Below are 17,933 nucleotides of genomic sequence, written 5' to 3'. Positions count from 1 at the left end.
CCACCGCCAGTTTGCGCATCCGACGAGTATGGCAATACTTGCCCCACCCTGCTGGGGTGCGGTGCAATACATGTCACCAGACCGACCAAGCGAGCGTTAGGTAGGTTGGTGGCGATCCCGTCGTCCGCGCCAGCGCCCGGCGGTCACGACACCCGAGCCACACGAGGGACAAAGATGAAGACTGCTGTCACCGGAGCCGCCGGCTTCATTGGTACCAACCTAGTCAATCTCCTGGTGGAGCACGGGCACGAAGTGGTCGCCATCGACCGCGCCGCGCCCAGCTCACCGGAGACTCGCGAGGCCGTGACCTGGGTCTCCGGTGACGTTCTCGACTTAGCCTCGATGACCAAGGCCCTCGCAGGCGTCGAGGTCGTCTACCACCTGGTGGCGGTCATCACGCTCAAGCACGAAGACGAGCTGTGCTGGCGCATCAACACCGAGGGTGCGCGCACCGTCGCGCAGGCCGCCCTCGCCGTCGGCGTCCGCCGCATGGTGCATTGCAGCTCTATCGACTCCTACTCCAACAGTGTGGCCACCCTCGACGAGAACTCACCGCGCTCGACGGGTGCCGACCTGCCCGTCTACCAGCGCTCCAAGTGGGGTGGCGAGGTTGCCGTGCGCGAGGTCATCGAGTCCGGATTGGACGCCGTCATCGGCAACCCCACCGGCGTCTACGGCCCGGTGGATCTGCCCAACCTGTCCCGCATCAACAAGCTGCTGTTCGACAGTGCCCGCGGACGACTTCCCGCCATGGTGAACAGCAAGTACGACCTCGTCGATGCCCGCGATGTCGCGGCCGGGCTATACCTGGCCGGCGAGAAGGGGCGCACCGGCGAGAACTATCTATTCGGCGGCCACATGGGCAGCCTGTTAGAGGTGTGTCGCCTGGCCGCGCGCCATGTCGGCAAGCGCGGTCCGCTGTTCGCGCTGCCGATGGGTCTGCTCAACGCCTCGGTTCCGCTCATCGAGCCGATCGGGAAGCTGCTGAAGAACGACGCGCTGAGCCGCGCCGCATTCAACAAGCTGACCGTCTCGCCCACTGCGAACATCACCAAGGCCCGCACCGAGTTGGGTTACGACCCTCGCTCGATCGAGACGACGGTCACCGAACTCGTGGACTTCTTCGTCAGTTCAGGCCGGCTCTAGCCCCACCATGGTCGCGCTCTCCCGCCACAGCTGATCCGCGATGCGGTTGTCCTGTGCCAGCGGCGCCGGGTCCGGGAAAGTCAATTTCCCCTTGACAAGTGACGCATAGAGGCGACCCTGCGGCGGTGTCAGTGCGCCCGTCGAAAGATCCGCCAGTGCCTTTCCCGCCGTTTCGACGCGCCCTGGATAGAAGGCGGGCCGCACTGTGGAGAGCAAGTGCAGCACCGGCCGGAACGCCCCCGTGATCGCGCGACCCGACATCGACTCCCCCGCCAGATTCGTCCCCAGGGTAAGGCCGGGGTTGTATGCGACCACATCGATCCGCCGACGAATGACCTCATCCGACGCGGCGAAGGATCGCGCAGTCAGCAGGTTGCACAGCTTGGAGGACGCGTACGCGCGAAAGCCCGCGGACAATCCGCCCGTTTCGGGGTGCGCCAGACGCTCCGGGTCCAGCGACCGCGGTCCGAACGGGATGATCGCCGGGTCGTGGGTGTCGCTGGTGGTAATGAGCAGACGACCACCCTCCGCGAGGCTGGGCAGGAGCAGCCGCGCCAGCAGGTAGTGCGCGAGATGATTGACCGCGAAGGTCGTCTCGAAGCCATCGACGGTCACATGGTTCGTGTCCCGGAACTGAATCCCCGCGTTGAGCACCAGCACATCGATCGGGACTTTGCCAAGTTCACGCTTCACGTCCTCGGCGAATTCCCTGACGCTATCCAGTGAGGCGAGATCGAGCGGCAGCACCTGGGCGCCGGGAACATCCCTGCCGGTGCCGCGCGCACCCACAATCAGGCGCGTATTCGAATGTTCGGCAAGAAGTTTGGCGGCGTGCGCACCGAGTCCCGCGGTGGCACCCGTCATGACGACGGTGTGTTGGGGGGTGGATTCGCTCATGTCGGCCTTCCGGGACGTCTAGGATGACAGTTAACATATCACTGGAAATAGTATCAATTGTTAAGAATGGCCATGTCAAGCACAACGACGCGCGAACTGCTCTTCGCCCTGCTGAAGTCATCGAAGGCCCTCACACAGTGGGCCCGTTCGAACATCCCCACCGACGGCGGCATGACCGTGCCCCGCGCCACGGTGCTCCTCGGCCTGTCCACCCGAACCGAGCCCGCCGGAATGAGCGAACTCGGCGAGTATCTCGGCATGTCCCCACGGAACATGACGGTGCTCATTGACGGCCTCGAAAGAGAGAGCCTGGTCCAGCGGGTACCCCACGAGCGCGACCGACGGATCACCTGTGTCGAAATCACGGATGCAGGAAGGAAAATCGCCAAGACAGAACTCGGCCCCTCGGAACTGGTCTCTGCGGCGCTCTTCGACGACCTCCCGGTCAGGGAACAGGTGGAGCTGCTTCGCCTCCTGACCAAGGTGGCAGAGGCCCTGCGCGCGCGTGGAATTGACGTGCCGCAGTACCGGGGTAGTTGAAACTGGCAATAATCTATACCAAGATCACCTCTCGGATCTTGATTCAGGAGGTGACGTGGAGCAGCTGTCTATCCCGCCGCGATGGGGCACCCTGGTGGCGGAGTTGGCACAGCGGCAGGGCATGGACGCAGCCAAAATGCTGATGAATGTGCAGGTTTCGCCACGGTTTCTCGCCGGCGAACCTGCGATGGTCGGCCCCGAGCAGATCCGCACCGTAATACGTGAGACCCTCGCCCGCACGGCAGACCTGTCATTTGGCAGCAGCCCGGAGCCGATCCCACCCGAGACACTCCAGCTTCTGATGTTCAGTCTCGCGACTTCCGAGACTGTCGGTGCGGCTTTTGCCCGCTGGGTGGTATTCCGCGACGCCATGCCTCTGGTGCCGAACATGACGGTGGCCAGATCTGGCGACCTCGCGACCGTGGCGATAGAGGTATCAACACTCAGATTGCCCGACGCCACAGTCACGGAATGGATTCTCGCCGCCGTAGTCCGGATGTGGAGCTGGTTGACCATGCGGTCGATACACCTGGACCGTATTTGCCTTCCTCAGGCTCGCGCGGCCGGGCGATCCAACCGCAGCAACATACTCAAGGCGCCGATAGAGTTCGACAGTGGTTCGGCCGCAATAATTCTGGACGCCAAGCTCCTCGATGCTCCGGTTCTGCGCACCGAGGAAGAAATCACATCCCTCCTCGAGAACCCGGAGCAGATCTGGTTCAACGTTCATAGTGACCGCCAGCAGCTGCCCGAGCGCGTCGAACGAATCGTCGCATCGAGTATCGGGCAGGGAATTCCGACCGTGCGCGATATCGCGACGGCGTTGAACATGACGCCCTCCGCGCTCCAGCGTTCACTCCGAAGCGAGTTCGGCACCTCGGTGCGAGAGATCAGAGATACCGCGCTGCGCGCTGAGGCCATCAGAAGCCTCGAGGGCGGAATGGAATCTCTTAGCGATCTATCGATCCGCCTTGGCTTTTCGGAGCTGAGCGCCTTTACTCGCGCCTTCCGCCGCTGGACGGGCGCTTCGCCGGCCCAGTACCGAAACGGTGCACGTTCGGTCAAGTAATTCGCCCCATTCGGTCATCGCACGCTCCCGCTCCATCACATAACCTCGGGCCAAGGGAATCCGAGGGGGGAAGTTTGCTATCGGCTGAGCGACGATTCGAGTTCTCTCGCAGCCTCGAGGAAATCTCTTCGGTCGCCCGCTTCGAACTACCCTCAGCCGGCGACATCGAGCCCGGCAATCACGCACCCCTGGTCTTCGCCGATACGGCTCGTCGGCTCAGTGACTTCACCGTCGGCGACGAATTCACCACACAGGCCGGAATAGCCGGCCTGATGACGCCCATCGATTGGGTGATCGTCGAAATCACCCACACGGCACAACTTCTCGCCGACCGTCGAGGCCGCTACCAGGTGGTGTCGAAAGGACTACAGGGTGCGACCGCCACCGTCGTGCTCAACGTCTACGAGCAGGCGCCGTCGGTCAGGGCCGAGCTGTTCGTGCTGATCGACGAAGTGATCTTGACCGGCGACCTTCAGCATTCCTTCATGACGGCACTCGACGGCATGATCGACACCCAGATCGAGCTCATCAAGAGCAGCTCCGAGGTACTTCGGGACGTCACCGTCGTCGAGGAGTACCCGCCGCGGGGACGTGACACTTAACGCGCCTGAACGGAATCCGCGCTGTCGCTTGATCTCTCCCGTGCGGTCGCCGCGAGCATGTTCTCGACCACGTTCTTGCCCAGCGCCGTTTCCTTGGGCAGCTCGATCGGGTAGTTGCCGTCGAAGCACGCACAGCACAGCCGCGACCGGGGTTCCGTGGTGGCCGCGACCATTCCTTCAGCCGAAATGTAACCGAGGCTGTCGGCACCAATAGCGGTCCGGACGCCATCGAGCATCTCGTCGTCCGATTCCACCGCGTTAGCGATAAGTTCTGCGGGAGAAGCGAAATCGATGCCATAGAAGCATGGCCAGCGCACCGGCGGGGAGGCAATGCGCACATGCACCTCGGCCGCCCCGGCCTCGCGCAGCATTCGCACCAACGCGCGCTGGGTGTTGCCGCGGACGATCGAATCATCCACCACCACAAGCCGCTTGCCGCGGATGACTTCACGAAGCGGGTTGAGCTTCAAGCGGATACCAAGCTGACGGATGGTCTGCGACGGCTGAATGAAGGTGCGGCCCACGTAGGCGTTCTTCATCAGTCCCTGTCCGTACGGGATGCCCGAGCCTTGCGCGTATCCGACGGCCGCCGGGATACCGGACTCGGGAACACCGATCACCAGGTCGGCGTCCACCGAGTGTTCGGCGGCCAGCCGGCGCCCGATATCAACGCGGGTGGAGTGCACGGAGCGGCCGTCGAGCATGCTGTCGGGACGGGCCAGGTACACGTACTCGAAGACACAAGTCTTGGGCGTCGCGTTGGCGAACCGGCTGGAGCGCACCCCGTCTGCGTCGATGGCGAGCAGCTCGCCCGGCTCAATATCCCGAACGAAGGAGGCACCCACGATGTCCAGGGCGGCGGTTTCGGAGGCGACCACCCAGCCGGTGTCGAGACGGCCCAGGCACAGCGGCCGGACCCCGTGCGGATCACGCGCCGCATACAGCGTGTTCTCGTCCATGAAGACCAGGCAGAACGCGCCGCGAACGGTGGGCAACAGCGACATGGCCGCTTGCTCAATGGTGGCGTCCGCAGCTCCGTGTGCCAGCAGTGCGCCCATGATGTCCGAATCGGTGGTGGCCAGACCCGGGGTCTTCGAGTTGATCAGGCCCGCATCACGCGCTCGGGTAGTGAGCTCGGCGGTGTTGACCAGGTTCCCGTTATGTCCCAACGCGATTCCAGTGCCCGCGGCGGTCGTCCGGAACACCGGTTGGGCGTTCTCCCAGGTCACCGAGCCAGTGGTGGAGTAACGGCAGTGACCGACCGCCACATGTCCCCGCATGGCGGCGAGGGTCTGCTCGTCGAATACCTGGCTGACCAGGCCGAGGTCCTTGAACACCACCACCTGCGAGCCGTCCGCTACGGCAATACCGGCGGCCTCCTGGCCACGGTGCTGCAGCGCATACAGGCCGTAATAGGTGAGTTTTGCTACCTCTTCGCCGGGTGCCCAGACCCCGAATACGCCGCATTCTTCACGAGGATCATTTTCCAGCTCGATTGGCTGTGCGGTCACGGTGCGGCTCCCTGGCTGAGTCCTGCGTGGGGGTGGTGACCACTTCAGTTTACGGGGAAGGTTGCTGAACGCAGAATCGGCAGGCCGATCCCCGCAAAATGGCCCGTCAGTACCATCGCTGAAGTGACCGAGGCCACTGCAACACCCCCAACGTGGCGCCCGCAGACGCGAATCGCGTTCCGGTTCGGTGTCGTTTACTTCGGCCTCTTCTGCCTGCTGTTGACGCAGATTCCGTTCGCGCTACTCGGTGTCGCGGGCCGGGTGATCGGCGGGCAGACCGCGCTGACGGCGATGTCACTGATGAACCCCATCACAGGCTGGGTGGGCAGGACCTTGTTCGGCGTCGACGCAGTGCTGCACGAGGACTCCGGAAGCGGGGACCAGGCCGCCATCTGGGTGCTGGTGTTGTGCATTCTGGTCATCGCGGTCGTGGCCACGGTGCTGTGGACGGCTCTCGACCGCCGCACCTACTACCCACGGCTACTGGCCTGGTTCACCGTGTTCCTGCGCATATGTCTGGGCGGGCAGATGCTCTTCTACGGATTCGCCAAGCTGATCCCCACCCAGATGCCGGGCCCGACGCTGGCACAGCTGTTGCAGCCGTACGGCACCCTGAGCCCGGCCTCGGTGTTGTGGCTGCAGGTCGGCAGTTCCCAGCCGTACGAGATGGCGTTGGGCGCGGTGGAGGTCATCGCCGGCCTGCTGCTGTTCATGCCACGAACGGCTGTCCTTGGTGCGGTGCTGAGCCTGGCCAGCATGGCCCAGGTCTTCCTGATGAACATGACCTTCGATGTCCCCGTCAAACTGCTGTCGCTTCACCTGCTCCTGCTATGCCTGGTACTACTGACCCCGTATCTGGGACGACTTGCCAATGTGTTTGTGCGGCAACGCTCCTGCGACCCGTTGACGCAACCGCCGCTGTTCACCGACAACCGGAGAAATCGCCTCGCGGCATGGGTTCAGGTGGTCATCGGTATCTGGGTGGCGCTGGGCGGCGTCTATGACGGCTGGGTGACCTGGCACGAATATGGTGGCGGCAGCCCCAAGTCCGAGCTGTACGGCATGTGGTCAGTACAGGGATTCTTCGTCGACGGAACGTTCGTCCCTCCCTACGCCACCGACAGAAATCGTTGGCAGACCATTGTTTTCGATCGGCCTGGGGCCGCAACCTACCAGCGCATGAATGGCGAGCTCGTGCCCGTTTTGGCCGAGTTCCGCGACGGTCATGTGCGGCTCACCAACACCTCGGATAACACTGGCGGGAAAGTCGGAGCGCAGCCACCCTTCGCCGATCTGACGTACAGCCAGCCGAATGTCGACACGCTGCTTCTGGGCGGAAAACTGCTCCAACAGCCGGTGACGATCATGCTGAAACGGGTGGACCCGCAAAGCTTCCCCTTACGCAGCCGCGGATTCCACTGGGTGCAGGAGTATCCGTTCTTCCGCTAGCCGAGCGGCACCAACGGCAGCCAGTCGGCGATCTCGGCGGCACGTGATCCGGACACAGTGACAGCGCGGTCGGCGGTGGCCTGATCCAACGTCAGCAGCCCTGTTGCCAGCAGCAGCCAGGTCCGCGGGGTTGTCTCCACGACGTTGGGTGGGGTTCCCCGGGTGTGGCGGGGACCCGAGATGCATTGCACCGCAACGAACGGCGGTACCCGCACCTCCACCGAGGCCCCCGGAGCATCGGCGGCGAGGGCACGGGCAGTAAACCGGACCGCGTCGGCGAGGACGGAGCGCGCCGGTTCGGGCCCCTGCGGGTCGCGCAGCCAATCGGCCACCGCGAGCACGGCCGTCCGAGTCGAGGCGGCATCGGGTACACGAGCTGGCATGGCCACCAGCCTATCCGGGGGAGGGCGGGGCCCGACCGAGGAACCTAGGCCCCGTTACAGATTCCCGAGTCGCGAATGGTGTTGCCGTACACGGTGGCGGTGGCGATGTTGGCGTTGATCACCCCGGACGGCAGCTGCTGCTTCATTTTGTCGCTGATCTGGGTGAACTGGAACCACAGGTGATAGAAGGAGTCACCGTTGTAGAGCGGTGAGTACTGGCTCTGATCCGGGTAATTGGTGATGTACAGGGTATGCACCCGTGGGTCGAGGAAGGCTGCCGACTGATCCAGGTTCGCGGTCACCACATTGCCGATGGTGTCCGATCCCGAGGCGGCCCAGACGTCGCGGTGATCGCGCAGGTAATTCTGGAATCCGTACACCGACCCCATCAAGGTGTCGTACTGGGCGTTGAACCACTGGCAGGATTCGCGTAGCGCCGTGAACTGCTCGTCGGTCGCGCGGTTCTGCCACATGTTGAACGGGAATACCGAGGTGTCCGGCGACCAGTCCGAGGGGTACGGAACAAACACGGGCAGCGAGGCGCCCTGCCCGGGTTCTGCGCCGGCGGGTGCGGCCAGTGCCAGTCCGGCGGCGATCGTCATACCCGCCAGCGCTGCACCGACCCTGCTTCTCCAGTTCGAGGCCATCCGCCGATTATCTACAGCCAATACCCATAGAGTCCGGGCTTCGGGGAAAAACCGCACTACATCCATGGTCACAGCGGCCCGCGTTTCGTCCGTTGCACGGCCAATGCGGCCAGCGCACCGGCCTCGTTGAGGGCCAGGTGAGCCAGTATTGGCGCGGCCACGCTCCCCGATCGCTCGCGCAGCCAGCCCAACAGCCAGCCAAACAAGCCAGTGACCAGCACCGTCGCCGGGACGGAGTCTCCCGCGGCGTGGGCGGGCCGGATATGAGCAAGCCCGAAAGCCACCGCCTGCACCACACCACCCAGCCTCTGGCCGCATGCCTCGGCCGCCAGCGGCTGCACTACCCCGCGGAACGCGAGCTCCTCCGACCACACCGTGCCCACCGGAATGTGCAACCCCAGCCAGGCCGCAGGATGAAGACCGATATCGCGCTCCCGCATCGAGGTGCGCACCGGCTTCAGCGCTGGTGAGACACCGACCGCGACGGCAACGGCCGATGCGACCACTGCCCCCAGACGCAGACCGGCCCCCAGTCGGGGTTGCCGGAGCCCGAGCGGTGTCCCCGCGCCGGCGGCGAGGGCGGTGCTCATACCCGCCCCAATCAGTGGACGCCAACGTTGCGGGAACCGTTCCAACAGCGCCGGCCACGCGACGAGCGCAACAGCCAGGACCCAGACTCGGGTGCGAGCGATCACGTGTCGGGGCCGTCGAGCGACGCGGTGTCGACGAGAGCCTTCCGGATGCGTTCGGTGTCCTGCGGGGTCCAGCCCTCCGGTGGGGCGATGGCGGCCCAGCCGTTGACCGACGAGATGCCGTAGTTGTGGCCATGCCCGTCGGGCACTCCAACGGCGTTGGCCAGGTCCGCCGCCACCTGCCAGAAGGTGACGATGGGGTACCAGCGCATGGCGGCGGAGCGATCTCCCACCGGCGCCTCTTTGAGCCAATCCGGTTCACTGAACAGCAGATCCGTGGACCACCACGTCACCGGATCGGACGGATGTTGCACGAAGAGCACCCGCGGGTTCTGCCACGGCGGTCGAGCGAGAGCGTCGATATCGGGACCTATCGCGAAACGCGCCGTGAATCCACTGTCATACGAGGGGAGGGCTTCCAACGTGCCCCGGTCCCGCTTGGACACCAGCTCATTCCAGATCTGACTGAAGTTCGGCGGACCGGTCCACAACACACCGTTGACGCCCGCCGTACGGATGTCACCAAGACCGCCGAATGCGCCTTGTCCCGCAAAAGATCCCAGGCTCTCGCCATAGATAAGCAGCTTCGGACGATGCCCTTCGGGATGCTGCGCCCAGCGCTTCTGAACGGTATCGACCACTAGCCTGCCCGAGGCCAGTGCCTTCTTCTTATCCGCCAGGAACGAGATCCAACTAGGCAGGAACGAATACTGGGTGGCGACGATCGCGGTGTCGCCGTTGTACATGAGCTCGATACCGCGCGCGGCAGCGGGCGTCACCCACCCGGTGCCGGTGGTCGGGACGATGATCAACGCCTTGCGCTCGAAGGCCTTGGTACGCTCCAGTTCCCGCACCAGGATGTCGGCGCGCTCCTCCGCGGTGTCGGCGGTCTCGAGTCCGGCATACACCCGAATGGGTTCCTTGGCCGGACGACCGTTCACCTTGGTCAGCTCGTCCGCGTGCAACCCGCCGGAGACGAAGTTGCGCCCCTCGAAACCGAGACTCTCCCAGGAGGCCAGCGATGCCGGGCTTCCGGAACGCTCCGGCTCGGCGGGCTGTTCCACCCCGGCGCGGGTGGTGTCGTTATGCGGACCGAACGAGGCGTTGGCGGCGGAGAAGAAGCCGCGCACCAGCACGCCGTTGAACAGCATGATGGTCAGTACCGCCACGATGGCGGTACCGATGAGCAGCGATATTTCGCGACTGAGATGCAAGCGGCGAATGAAGAAACGGGCCAGCAGCCGAACCAGATCTCGCAGTACTCGGGCAACCGAGATCAGCAGTGCACCAAAAACAATCGAAACAACGAAGGACTTGGAGTACTCGAGGGTGGATGGCCCCTGTGTCTCCATGAGGGTCGCGATCTGGCGTTGCCAGCGGGCCGCGGGCACGATCATCGCCAGGGAACACACCGCCGAGAGCAGCACCACCCCGAGCTTGGTGGTCACCATCACTCGGTCACGCAAGGGCCACCACGTCTGGTGACGGAGCCAAAAGCGCAGTACCAGTTTGGAGACGGCGACACCTATGCCGTAGCCGATGGTCGCCGTGGCACCGCCGATCAGACCCTGAAACAGCCAGGTACGCGGCATCAGTGACGGCGTCAGCGACAAGCAGAAGAACAAGGCGCCGAACGCTATTCCGCAGAAATCCAGCCGCAGCAGATTCCATGCCCAGGCCACCAAGGGGTGCCGGTTCTCGAGATGTTCCTCAAGCTCCTGGAACGCCAGCCAGCTGCGGCCGATCCAGTCATCGGGATCGACGGTGCTTGTCGTGACGGGGACTCCAGGAGTCTCACTCATCCGAACAATCCGGGCAGCACACCTTCGTGAATCTCGCGCAGCTCGGCCAAGGTGATCGAGAATTGCCCCTGCACTTCAACGGAATCCGAGCCCTGGTCGACAACGCCGATGCGAACCGCGGGCAGCTGACGCGCCTCGCACATCGCCACGAATCTGCTCTCCTCGGTGCGCGGGATTGCGACAAGCACACGCCCGGCGGACTCGGAGAACAACGCCACAAAGGGGTCGGCTCCTTCGGGAAGTAGGATGCGGCAACCAGTTTCACCGGCGAGCGACGACTCGATGACGGCCTGGATGAGCCCACCCTCGGACAGGTCGTGGGCGGCAGACACCAGCCCGTCTCGCGATGCGGCGGTGAGAACCTGGGCAATCAGCTGCTCGCGGGCGAGGTCAACCTTCGGTGGGGTGCCACCCAGGTGATCGTGTGCCACCTGTGCCCAAATGGAACCGTCGAACTCATCGGCAGTATCACCCAGCAGGATCAGCGTCTCGCCGAGCTCGGTGCCGAATCCCGTGGGGATACGCCGGTTCACATCGTCGATAACACCCAGCACGCCAACCACCGGAGTGGGCAGGATGGGGGTGGTGCCGGTCTGGTTGTAGAAGCTGACGTTGCCTCCCGTGACCGGGATGCCCAGCTCCACACAACCATCGGCGAGGCCGCGGACCGCCTCGGAGAACTGCCACATGACGCCCGGGTCCTCCGGGGAGCCGAAGTTCAGGCAGTTGGTGACCGCGACGGGGGTGGCACCGGAAGCCGCCACATTGCGGTACGCCTCGGCGAGCGCCAACCGGGCGCCGTTATAGGGATCGAGCACCGTGTATCGACCGGAAGCATCGGTGGCCAAGGCGATTCCACGCCCTGTCTGCTCGTCCACCCGAATCACACCGGAGTCGGCGTGTTCGGCGAGCACGGTGTTGCCGCGGACGTACCTGTCGTACTGCTCGGTGATGAAGGCACGGCTGCACAGGTGCGGGCTGCCGATCATGTCCAGCAGTGTCTGCCGCAGCTCGTCACCGGTGGCTGGGCGCGCCAAATCCGCTGTGCTGTCGGCGATCAACGCATCCTGGGTGTCCGGCCGGGCCACCGGGCGCTGATAGACGGGGCCCTCGTGCGCGACGGTCCGCGGCGGCACATCCACGACGGTGTCGCCATGCCAGGTGATCCGCAGCCGGTCGCCATCGGTGACCTCACCGATGACGGTGGCCAGCACATCCCATTTACGGCACACCGCCATGAAAGCGTCCACGTTCTCCGGGGTCACCACGGCGCACATGCGCTCCTGGGACTCGCTGGACAGCACCTCGGCCGGGGTCATTCCGGTCGCGCGCAGCGGCACCTTGTCCAGATCGATGTGCATACCGCCGTCCCCGGCCGAAGCCAGTTCCGATGTGGCGCAGGACAAACCGGCACCGCCAAGGTCCTGGATGCCCACCACCAGATGCGCGGCGTACAGCTCAAGGCAGCACTCGATGAGAACCTTCTCGGTGAACGGGTCGCCCACCTGCACGCTGGGCAGCTTCTTACGTGAGGCGCCGTCGGCCTCGTCGCCGCCGAATGTGTCGGAGGCCAGCACCGACACACCGCCGATGCCGTCGAGCCCGGTGCGTGCACCGAACAGGATGATCTTGTTGCCGGCGCCGGAAGCGAACGCCAGATGGAGGTCTTCCTTGCGCAGCACCCCCGCACACAGTGCGTTCACCAACGGATTCCCGGCATACGAGGCGTCGAACACCGTCTCGCCACCGATATTCGGCAGCCCCAGCGAGTTGCCGTACCCGCCGATACCGCGCACCACGCCGTCGAAGACACGACGGGTGTCGGGGGCGTCGGCAGCACCGAAACGCAGCTGATCCATGACGGCGATCGGCCGCGCGCCCATGGCCATGATGTCGCGAACAATGCCGCCCACACCCGTCGCGGCACCCTGGTAGGGCTCGACGTACGACGGGTGGTTATGCGACTCGACCTTGAAGGTGACCGCCCACCCGTCGCCGATGTCCACCACTCCGGCGTTCTCACCGATTCCGGCGAGCATCGCCGAGCGCATCTCCTCGGTGGTGGTCTCCCCGAAGTAGCGCAGGTGCACCTTGGAGGACTTGTACGAGCAGTGTTCGCTCCACATCACCGAGTACATCGCCAGCTCAGCATCGGTGGGGCGGCGACCGAGGATCTCGCGGATGCGCGCGTACTCGTCGTCCTTGAGCCCTAATTCAGCGAAGGGCTGCGGGTGATCGGGGGTGGCTGTTGCGTTGTCGACCGTATCAACCCGTGAAGTCACGAACAGATTCTAACGTCGAACCCGCCCTGCCCTCGCTACGCGCCGTACCAGCCGTATCGGGCGGCTATATCGGTCGGTGGGGATCATGCTGGTCGGATTCGCGATCATGCTCGCCACAGGGGGTGTGTCCCGCCGGTGCGAGGCCTGTCCGCGCTAGTCGGACCACATCTTCCGAGCATGCCCGCCATACTGGGAAGGTGCTCCGTGCAGATTTGCTGGTCGCGGTGGGGATCCTGACGGGTTCATCCCTGCTCGCTGTGGGCGGATGTGCGGCAGGTCAAACCGACCCGTCCCGTTCGATCGCACAAGCGATCAACGGCCTGCCCGGTGTGGAGAGCACTACTCACAAGTTCTCAATCGACTGGTATGACACATTCACGGTGTATCTAGACGCCAACGTGCGGCCTGACATCACGCCAGAAGAGCTCACTGCAATCTGGGAGGTCTTCACTCGTCAGGTAAAGAACGCCGGGGCTGGCCACGCACATGTCAACGTCCGGCTGACCATCAGCGACTGCCCGTCCACAGTCGCTCAACCGGATCGTTACTGCGGTGGGATCTCCGCGACTACCGACATGGAAAGTGCCGAACCCGTGCCCGACTGGCAAGAGTGGCGGGCGCTCATCCGGGGGCATTACGGAAACGACGTCCAGGTGAATACCAGTCATGTGAAGGGGCTGTCTCACAAACAGATCACGGTGACGTTAGCCCCATCGACCGATGGGAAGCCGAGAGAAGCCCGCGCACAAGACTTCTCGCCCCTCTTCCGTCGCCTCGCCACCGACTTCCCGGGCCTGCGCGCGGCAGCATGGACCGCTACTGCGACCAGTAGGCAAACACCGGCAAACGTGAGCAATCTGGAACTCGGTACCTCGCGGGGATTACCCACCGACGCCGAGGTCGGTCTCTGGGAAGCACTTTCTGCCATTGCCCCGGTGAAGATGAGCCTCGTGAGGGACTCAGGGACCAACGACGAGAAGTCATTGGTTACCGTCACGCTCCCGGGCACCGGTGAGACCGCCTGGCGACGCGCAGCACTGAGCCAGCTGATGCTGCTCGAGGCGTATCAGCATCGAGTCAAGTACGAGGCGACATATGGCAAGGACACGCTGACCGTCGTCGTCGGCGGCTGCTCGCCAGAGTTCGATACCGGGTCCGCGTTGCAGAACGAGCTTCGCCAGTGGTTCGAGACCTGCTCCTAGTGATCGGCCCAGATCAGCAGTCCGAAGCCGATTCTCTCTATGCGGCCGATGCAGGCCTGGACAAACGTTCCTGGCAACTAAGGACCGTGAAATGGGGGCGCGGACGTGCATGGACCATATTTGCCACTGCGGTCATTCTGCTGACGGCCGGATGCGCACCTCAGCGCACCGAGGAGTCGCAGCAGATCTCCACGGAGATCGGCACGCTCCCCGGCGTTACACAGACCACCCATGACTACGCCAATGTCTTCACCAAGGGGCAGCGGTTCGGCCTGACGGTCACGGTGGTTCCCGCTGCGAGCGCCGAGCAAGTGACGGCGATATGGGACCTATTCACCAAACGGGTGCGCGAGGTTGGGTTCAGTCAGCACGACGTGACGTTGACGGTCGTGACGCCCTGCGCAACCCAGGACACCACGTCGGGCTGCAGCAAGGTCACCGCGGCCGTCGATCCGGACGCCAAACGGCAACCCACTCCGCCCTTCACCGAGTGGGTGCGGTTGCGACAACTGCCCAACATCGGCGGTGTCGACATGTCTGCGGCCTATTCCGGTCCCACGCCGCGCGTCACGATGGATGTCGCGGTCAAGGGGCATCAGACGGGCACGCCTGTCGACTACCGGGACATCACGGCGGCCTTTCGTCAGATCGCCGGCGACTTTGCGTCCCTGTCGGGTGCCGCCTGGCGTGTCGGACCCGTCGTCGGCGTGTACCCGGCCCTCGCCACGGAGCGGGGCTTTCCCGATATCAGCGCGGTCGTCCTGTGGGAACGACTCAATGCGGTCGCCCCGACATCCTCGAGGTTCACGTCGCGCTCAGCCCATAAGGACCAGAAAGACGTCCAATATTCGACGGCGCGGCACTATCTGAACACCACGTACGCGGAGGTGCCCACAGCGAGCGAAGCACAGCTCCGAGACATCGCCCGTCAGCAACTAGAACTGCTGAAGCAGTTCGGGCAGCCCGGCATATACGAATTGCACGCGAACAAGGCCAGTGTCACCGTGTGGCTGGGCGGCTGCATGGGGGAAATGCCTCCGTCGCAACGCACTTCTGCGGCGGAGGAGGAGCTGCGCGGAAAGTACGAGACCTGCCCGCGCTAGCCGATCAGCACCTTCAGCAGGTCACGCCGGCGCAGGATCATGGCAGCCCAGATCAGCAGTCCGAAGCCGACCGCGAAGACCACCGCAAACCACACTTCCTCGTGCATATCGATCGTGACCGCACCGCCCAGGTAGGCCGTCAACCCCACGGCGCCGAGCACCGAGGTACGCGGAATGGCCCACACGACGGTGCACGCCAACAGCACCCAGCCGATGAGGGCGGTCTGATACGGCGGGAAACCCAGCTGCTCGGTGGCCTGCTGGGCGAACTCCGCGCCAAAGATCTTGGGTATGGCGTCACCCAAGAGGAACAACAGGATGATGCCGCTCAGCGCGATACCGATCTTCTCCGGCGTCGTTTTCTCACTGAATGTGGATGTGACGGACATGAGATTCCTTTCTCGAAATCCCCGATGAAACAACTCTAGAGAGACGGACCGACACAATCGACGAAATTCATCGCTCAGGCCTTCACCGGCTCTCGTAGGCTCGGGGCCATGACCGTCACGATCGTCGCCAAAGATCCCGTCGTCGCGGCTCTGGGGGCCGAGTGGACCGCGCTGGACGAGTTGGGTGCCGCCCTCACCGATGACCAATGGGCCGCGCCATCGGTACTGCCGGGATGGACCGTCAAGGACGTCATCGCGCATGTGGTGAGTACCGAACGCCTGCTGTCGGGCGATCCGATCCCCAGCACCGATGAGGCCGTCGCCGGTCTTCCGCACGTGCACAATCCCGTCGGTGTCCTCAACGAACGGTGGCTGACCTACTACCGCAAGCTGCCCCCTGTGGCGGTGCTGAACGACTTACGCACCGTGACCAGCGCGCGTCTGGCCATCCTTGAGGGTCTGTCCCAGGAGCAGTTCAATGCCGAGACGGTGACCCCGGTGGGACCGGAAAGCTACGGGCGATTCATGCAGATCCGTGATTTCGACTGTTGGATGCATGAATTGGACGTACGCGACAGCCTCGGGTTGCCCGCACCGGCCGACCCGGTAGCTGCGACGCCCGCGCTCACCGAGCTGATCAACGCGCTGCCGTTCCTGATCGGGAAGCGGGCGGGCGCACCCCAGGGCAGCCGGATCCGCTTCGTACTCACCGGGATTGGCGCACATAAGGTCGATATCGAAATCCCCGACCGGGCGCGCATCGTGGCTCAGTTCTCGGAGCCCTGGGACACCCCACATGTGACGCTCACCGCGGACACCTGCGAGTTCGCCCGGCATCTGGGTGGCCGGGCCAGCGCGAACCGCAATGGCTTCACGCTCGACGGCGATCCCGACCTGGGTTGGAAGATCATCACCAACCTGCGCTTCACGATGTAGCGGGCAGCTCCAGAAACGCTTGCAGTGCATCGGAGTACATCGGCACGTCGCGCGCGCCCATCAACTCACGCACCGAATGCATGGCCAGTGTCGCCGCTCCCACGTCGACGGTGAGCATGCCGGTGTGCGATGCCGCGAACGGACCGATGGTCGAGCCACATTGCATGTCCGCGCGATGCTCGTACCGCTGGAACGGAACTCCGGCCCGCTCACAGGCCAGAGCGAAGGCCGCCGCACCCCGACCATCGGTGGCGTAGCGGACATTCGGGTGAATCTTGATCACCGGTCCGGCGTTGACGGCAATCTGGTGGCCAGGTTCATGCCGATCCGGATAGTTGGGGTGTGTGGCATGTGCCATATCGGCCGAGACCATCAACGAGGCGGCCGCACGCCGCAGGAAATCCTCTCGGGTGCCGTTACTGGACAGCACGATCCGCTCCAGAACCGTCGACAACAGGTCCGAGTGGGCGCCGTGACCAGAGACCGAACCGATCTCTTCGTGGTCGAAGAGTGCCAGGACCAGAGTCGAGCTGGATTCGGCGGCCAGGAATGCCTCCAATCCGGCGTAGCAGCTGGCCTGGTTGTCCAAACGCGGTGCGCTGACCAGGCTCTCGTCGGGGCCGATGAGTGTGGCCGCGGTCAGATCGTGTGCCATCAGATCACGTCCGAGAACATCGGCCGGGGCTACCCCCAGCTGTTCGGCGATGAACTCGTCGAAGCTCTTCCCACCGCTCCATACGGAGTTCACATGCCATTGCGGGTCGATCACCCATTTCTTGCGCTCCTCGGCGCTAACCATGTGGATCGCCAGGTTCGGCACCCGCAGGATTGGCTGCTGGATGCGCATCAGTGTCGACCGCACCGTATCCCCGTCACGCACGAGCACCCGTCCGGCCAGCCCCAGATCGCGATCCAGCCAGGTCTGTACCCACGCACCGCCGTAGGGCTCCAGAGCGACCATGGGCCAACCCGCTTGCACGCGATCAGCATTGGCCTTCACCCGTAGGTTCGGGCTGTCGGTGTGAGCACCGATCACTCGGAAGGAGGCGTCATCGTCTGCCATGTCCACGCCGCGCCACGCCACGATGGATCCCGAGCGCACCGTGAAGTAGTCACCCGAGTGCCCCGGCCAACGCTGCGCCTCGAACAACTCGGTGAAGCCTTCCTGACGGAGGCGCTGCGCCACCGTGTCCACAGCGTGAAACGGCGACGGCGAGGCGTCGATGAATTGGCACAGTCCTGTTGCGGTCGCGGTCACGCTTCCCATGATGGCTGACTGGATT

The 17,933-nt window shown here is 64.3% G+C and carries 16 protein-coding genes and 1 pseudogene; 8 read left to right on the top strand and 9 right to left on the bottom strand.

The genetic code is table 11. The annotated features are described in order from the left end of the window. Window positions 1–174: 174 nt before the first annotated feature. Window positions 175–1,146, top strand: a complete 972-nt coding sequence (locus DSM43276_RS03155; RefSeq protein WP_078331353.1) for an NAD-dependent epimerase/dehydratase family protein — start codon at window positions 175–177, stop codon at window positions 1,144–1,146. On the opposite strand, the gene DSM43276_RS03150 is transcribed toward DSM43276_RS03155, so the two are convergent. Then, window positions 1,132–2,043: an SDR family NAD(P)-dependent oxidoreductase gene (locus tag DSM43276_RS03150; protein ID WP_078331352.1), complete on the bottom strand. Its 912-nt coding sequence runs from the start codon at window positions 2,041–2,043 to the stop codon at window positions 1,132–1,134. The genes DSM43276_RS03155 and DSM43276_RS03150 overlap by 15 nt on opposite strands. A 72-nt stretch (window positions 2,044–2,115) precedes the next feature. Here DSM43276_RS03150 and DSM43276_RS03145 point away from each other — a divergent pair, with 72 nt between their 5' ends. From DSM43276_RS03145 to DSM43276_RS03135, 3 genes are all read left to right on the top strand, one after another. Beyond that, complete coding sequence (locus DSM43276_RS03145; RefSeq protein ID WP_078331380.1) at window positions 2,116–2,583, top strand: MarR family winged helix-turn-helix transcriptional regulator; 468 nt, start codon at window positions 2,116–2,118, stop codon at window positions 2,581–2,583. A gap of 55 nt (window positions 2,584–2,638) precedes the next feature. Further along, window positions 2,639–3,652 carry an AraC family transcriptional regulator gene (locus DSM43276_RS03140; protein WP_078331351.1) on the top strand — a complete coding sequence of 338 codons (1,014 nt, stop codon included), beginning with the start codon at window positions 2,639–2,641 and terminating at the stop codon, window positions 3,650–3,652. 74 nt (window positions 3,653–3,726) lie between these two features. Beyond that, window positions 3,727–4,254 (top strand): hypothetical protein, encoded by a 528-nt coding sequence (locus tag DSM43276_RS03135; protein ID WP_078331350.1) that lies wholly within the window; start codon window positions 3,727–3,729, stop codon window positions 4,252–4,254. Here DSM43276_RS03135 and purF read toward each other — a convergent pair. Next, complete coding sequence (gene purF, locus DSM43276_RS03130) at window positions 4,251–5,765, bottom strand: amidophosphoribosyltransferase (RefSeq protein ID WP_078331349.1); 1,515 nt, start codon at window positions 5,763–5,765, stop codon at window positions 4,251–4,253. The genes DSM43276_RS03135 and purF overlap by 4 nt on opposite strands. A gap of 123 nt (window positions 5,766–5,888) precedes the next feature. Here purF and DSM43276_RS03125 point away from each other — a divergent pair, with 123 nt between their 5' ends. After that, a complete protein-coding gene (locus DSM43276_RS03125) occupies window positions 5,889–7,214 on the top strand; it encodes a DoxX family protein (RefSeq protein WP_078331348.1) in 1,326 nt (441 codons plus the stop codon). Here the strand turns inward: DSM43276_RS03125 and DSM43276_RS03120 are convergent. The 5 genes from DSM43276_RS03120 to purL form a co-directional block, all read right to left on the bottom strand. Next, window positions 7,211–7,597, bottom strand: coding sequence for a sterol carrier family protein (locus DSM43276_RS03120; RefSeq protein ID WP_078331379.1), 387 nt, complete (start codon window positions 7,595–7,597; stop codon window positions 7,211–7,213). The two genes, DSM43276_RS03125 and DSM43276_RS03120, sit on opposite strands and share 4 nt — an antisense overlap. 44 nt (window positions 7,598–7,641) lie before the next feature. After that, complete coding sequence (locus DSM43276_RS03115) at window positions 7,642–8,244, bottom strand: hypothetical protein (RefSeq protein ID WP_078331347.1); 603 nt, start codon at window positions 8,242–8,244, stop codon at window positions 7,642–7,644. Between the two features lie 68 nt (window positions 8,245–8,312). Continuing rightward, window positions 8,313–8,936 carry an Rv0804 family intramembrane glutamic endopeptidase gene (locus DSM43276_RS03110; protein WP_078331378.1) on the bottom strand — a complete coding sequence of 208 codons (624 nt, stop codon included), beginning with the start codon at window positions 8,934–8,936 and terminating at the stop codon, window positions 8,313–8,315. After that, window positions 8,936–10,738, bottom strand: a complete 1,803-nt coding sequence (locus DSM43276_RS03105; protein WP_078331346.1) for an alpha/beta hydrolase — start codon at window positions 10,736–10,738, stop codon at window positions 8,936–8,938. The genes DSM43276_RS03110 and DSM43276_RS03105 overlap by 1 nt, the downstream gene beginning before the upstream one ends. Further along, window positions 10,735–13,020, bottom strand: a complete 2,286-nt coding sequence (gene purL / locus DSM43276_RS03100) for a phosphoribosylformylglycinamidine synthase subunit PurL (RefSeq protein ID WP_136628979.1) — start codon at window positions 13,018–13,020, stop codon at window positions 10,735–10,737. The genes DSM43276_RS03105 and purL overlap by 4 nt, the downstream gene beginning before the upstream one ends. Window positions 13,021–13,105: 85 nt before the next feature. On the opposite strand from purL, the pseudogene DSM43276_RS03095 reads away from it, so the two are divergent. Beyond that, window positions 13,106–14,222 (top strand): annotated as a pseudogene (locus DSM43276_RS03095) (hypothetical protein). Continuing rightward, window positions 14,222–15,325, top strand: coding sequence for a hypothetical protein (locus tag DSM43276_RS03090; protein WP_078331342.1), 1,104 nt, complete (start codon window positions 14,222–14,224; stop codon window positions 15,323–15,325). The pseudogene DSM43276_RS03095 and the gene DSM43276_RS03090 overlap by 1 nt, the downstream one beginning before the upstream one ends. Here DSM43276_RS03090 and DSM43276_RS03085 read toward each other — a convergent pair. After that, a complete protein-coding gene (locus DSM43276_RS03085; RefSeq protein WP_078324752.1) occupies window positions 15,322–15,714 on the bottom strand; it encodes a DoxX family protein in 393 nt (130 codons plus the stop codon). The two genes, DSM43276_RS03090 and DSM43276_RS03085, sit on opposite strands and share 4 nt — an antisense overlap. A 108-nt stretch (window positions 15,715–15,822) precedes the next feature. Here DSM43276_RS03085 and DSM43276_RS03080 point away from each other — a divergent pair, with 108 nt between their 5' ends. Beyond that, entirely contained in the window at window positions 15,823–16,650 is an 828-nt protein-coding gene (locus tag DSM43276_RS03080) for a maleylpyruvate isomerase family mycothiol-dependent enzyme (RefSeq protein ID WP_078331341.1), read from the top strand. Here DSM43276_RS03080 and DSM43276_RS03075 read toward each other — a convergent pair. Continuing rightward, window positions 16,640–17,908, bottom strand: coding sequence for a M18 family aminopeptidase (locus DSM43276_RS03075; protein WP_078331345.1), 1,269 nt, complete (start codon window positions 17,906–17,908; stop codon window positions 16,640–16,642). The genes DSM43276_RS03080 and DSM43276_RS03075 overlap by 11 nt on opposite strands. Between the last annotated feature and the right edge of the window lie 25 nt (window positions 17,909–17,933).

It is taken from the genome of Mycobacteroides salmoniphilum (assembly GCF_004924335.1).
GTDB lineage: Bacteria > Actinomycetota > Actinomycetes > Mycobacteriales > Mycobacteriaceae > Mycobacterium > Mycobacterium salmoniphilum.
The sequence above is the reverse complement of the archived record's forward strand: the minus strand, read 5'-3'. Positions and strand labels throughout refer to the sequence as shown.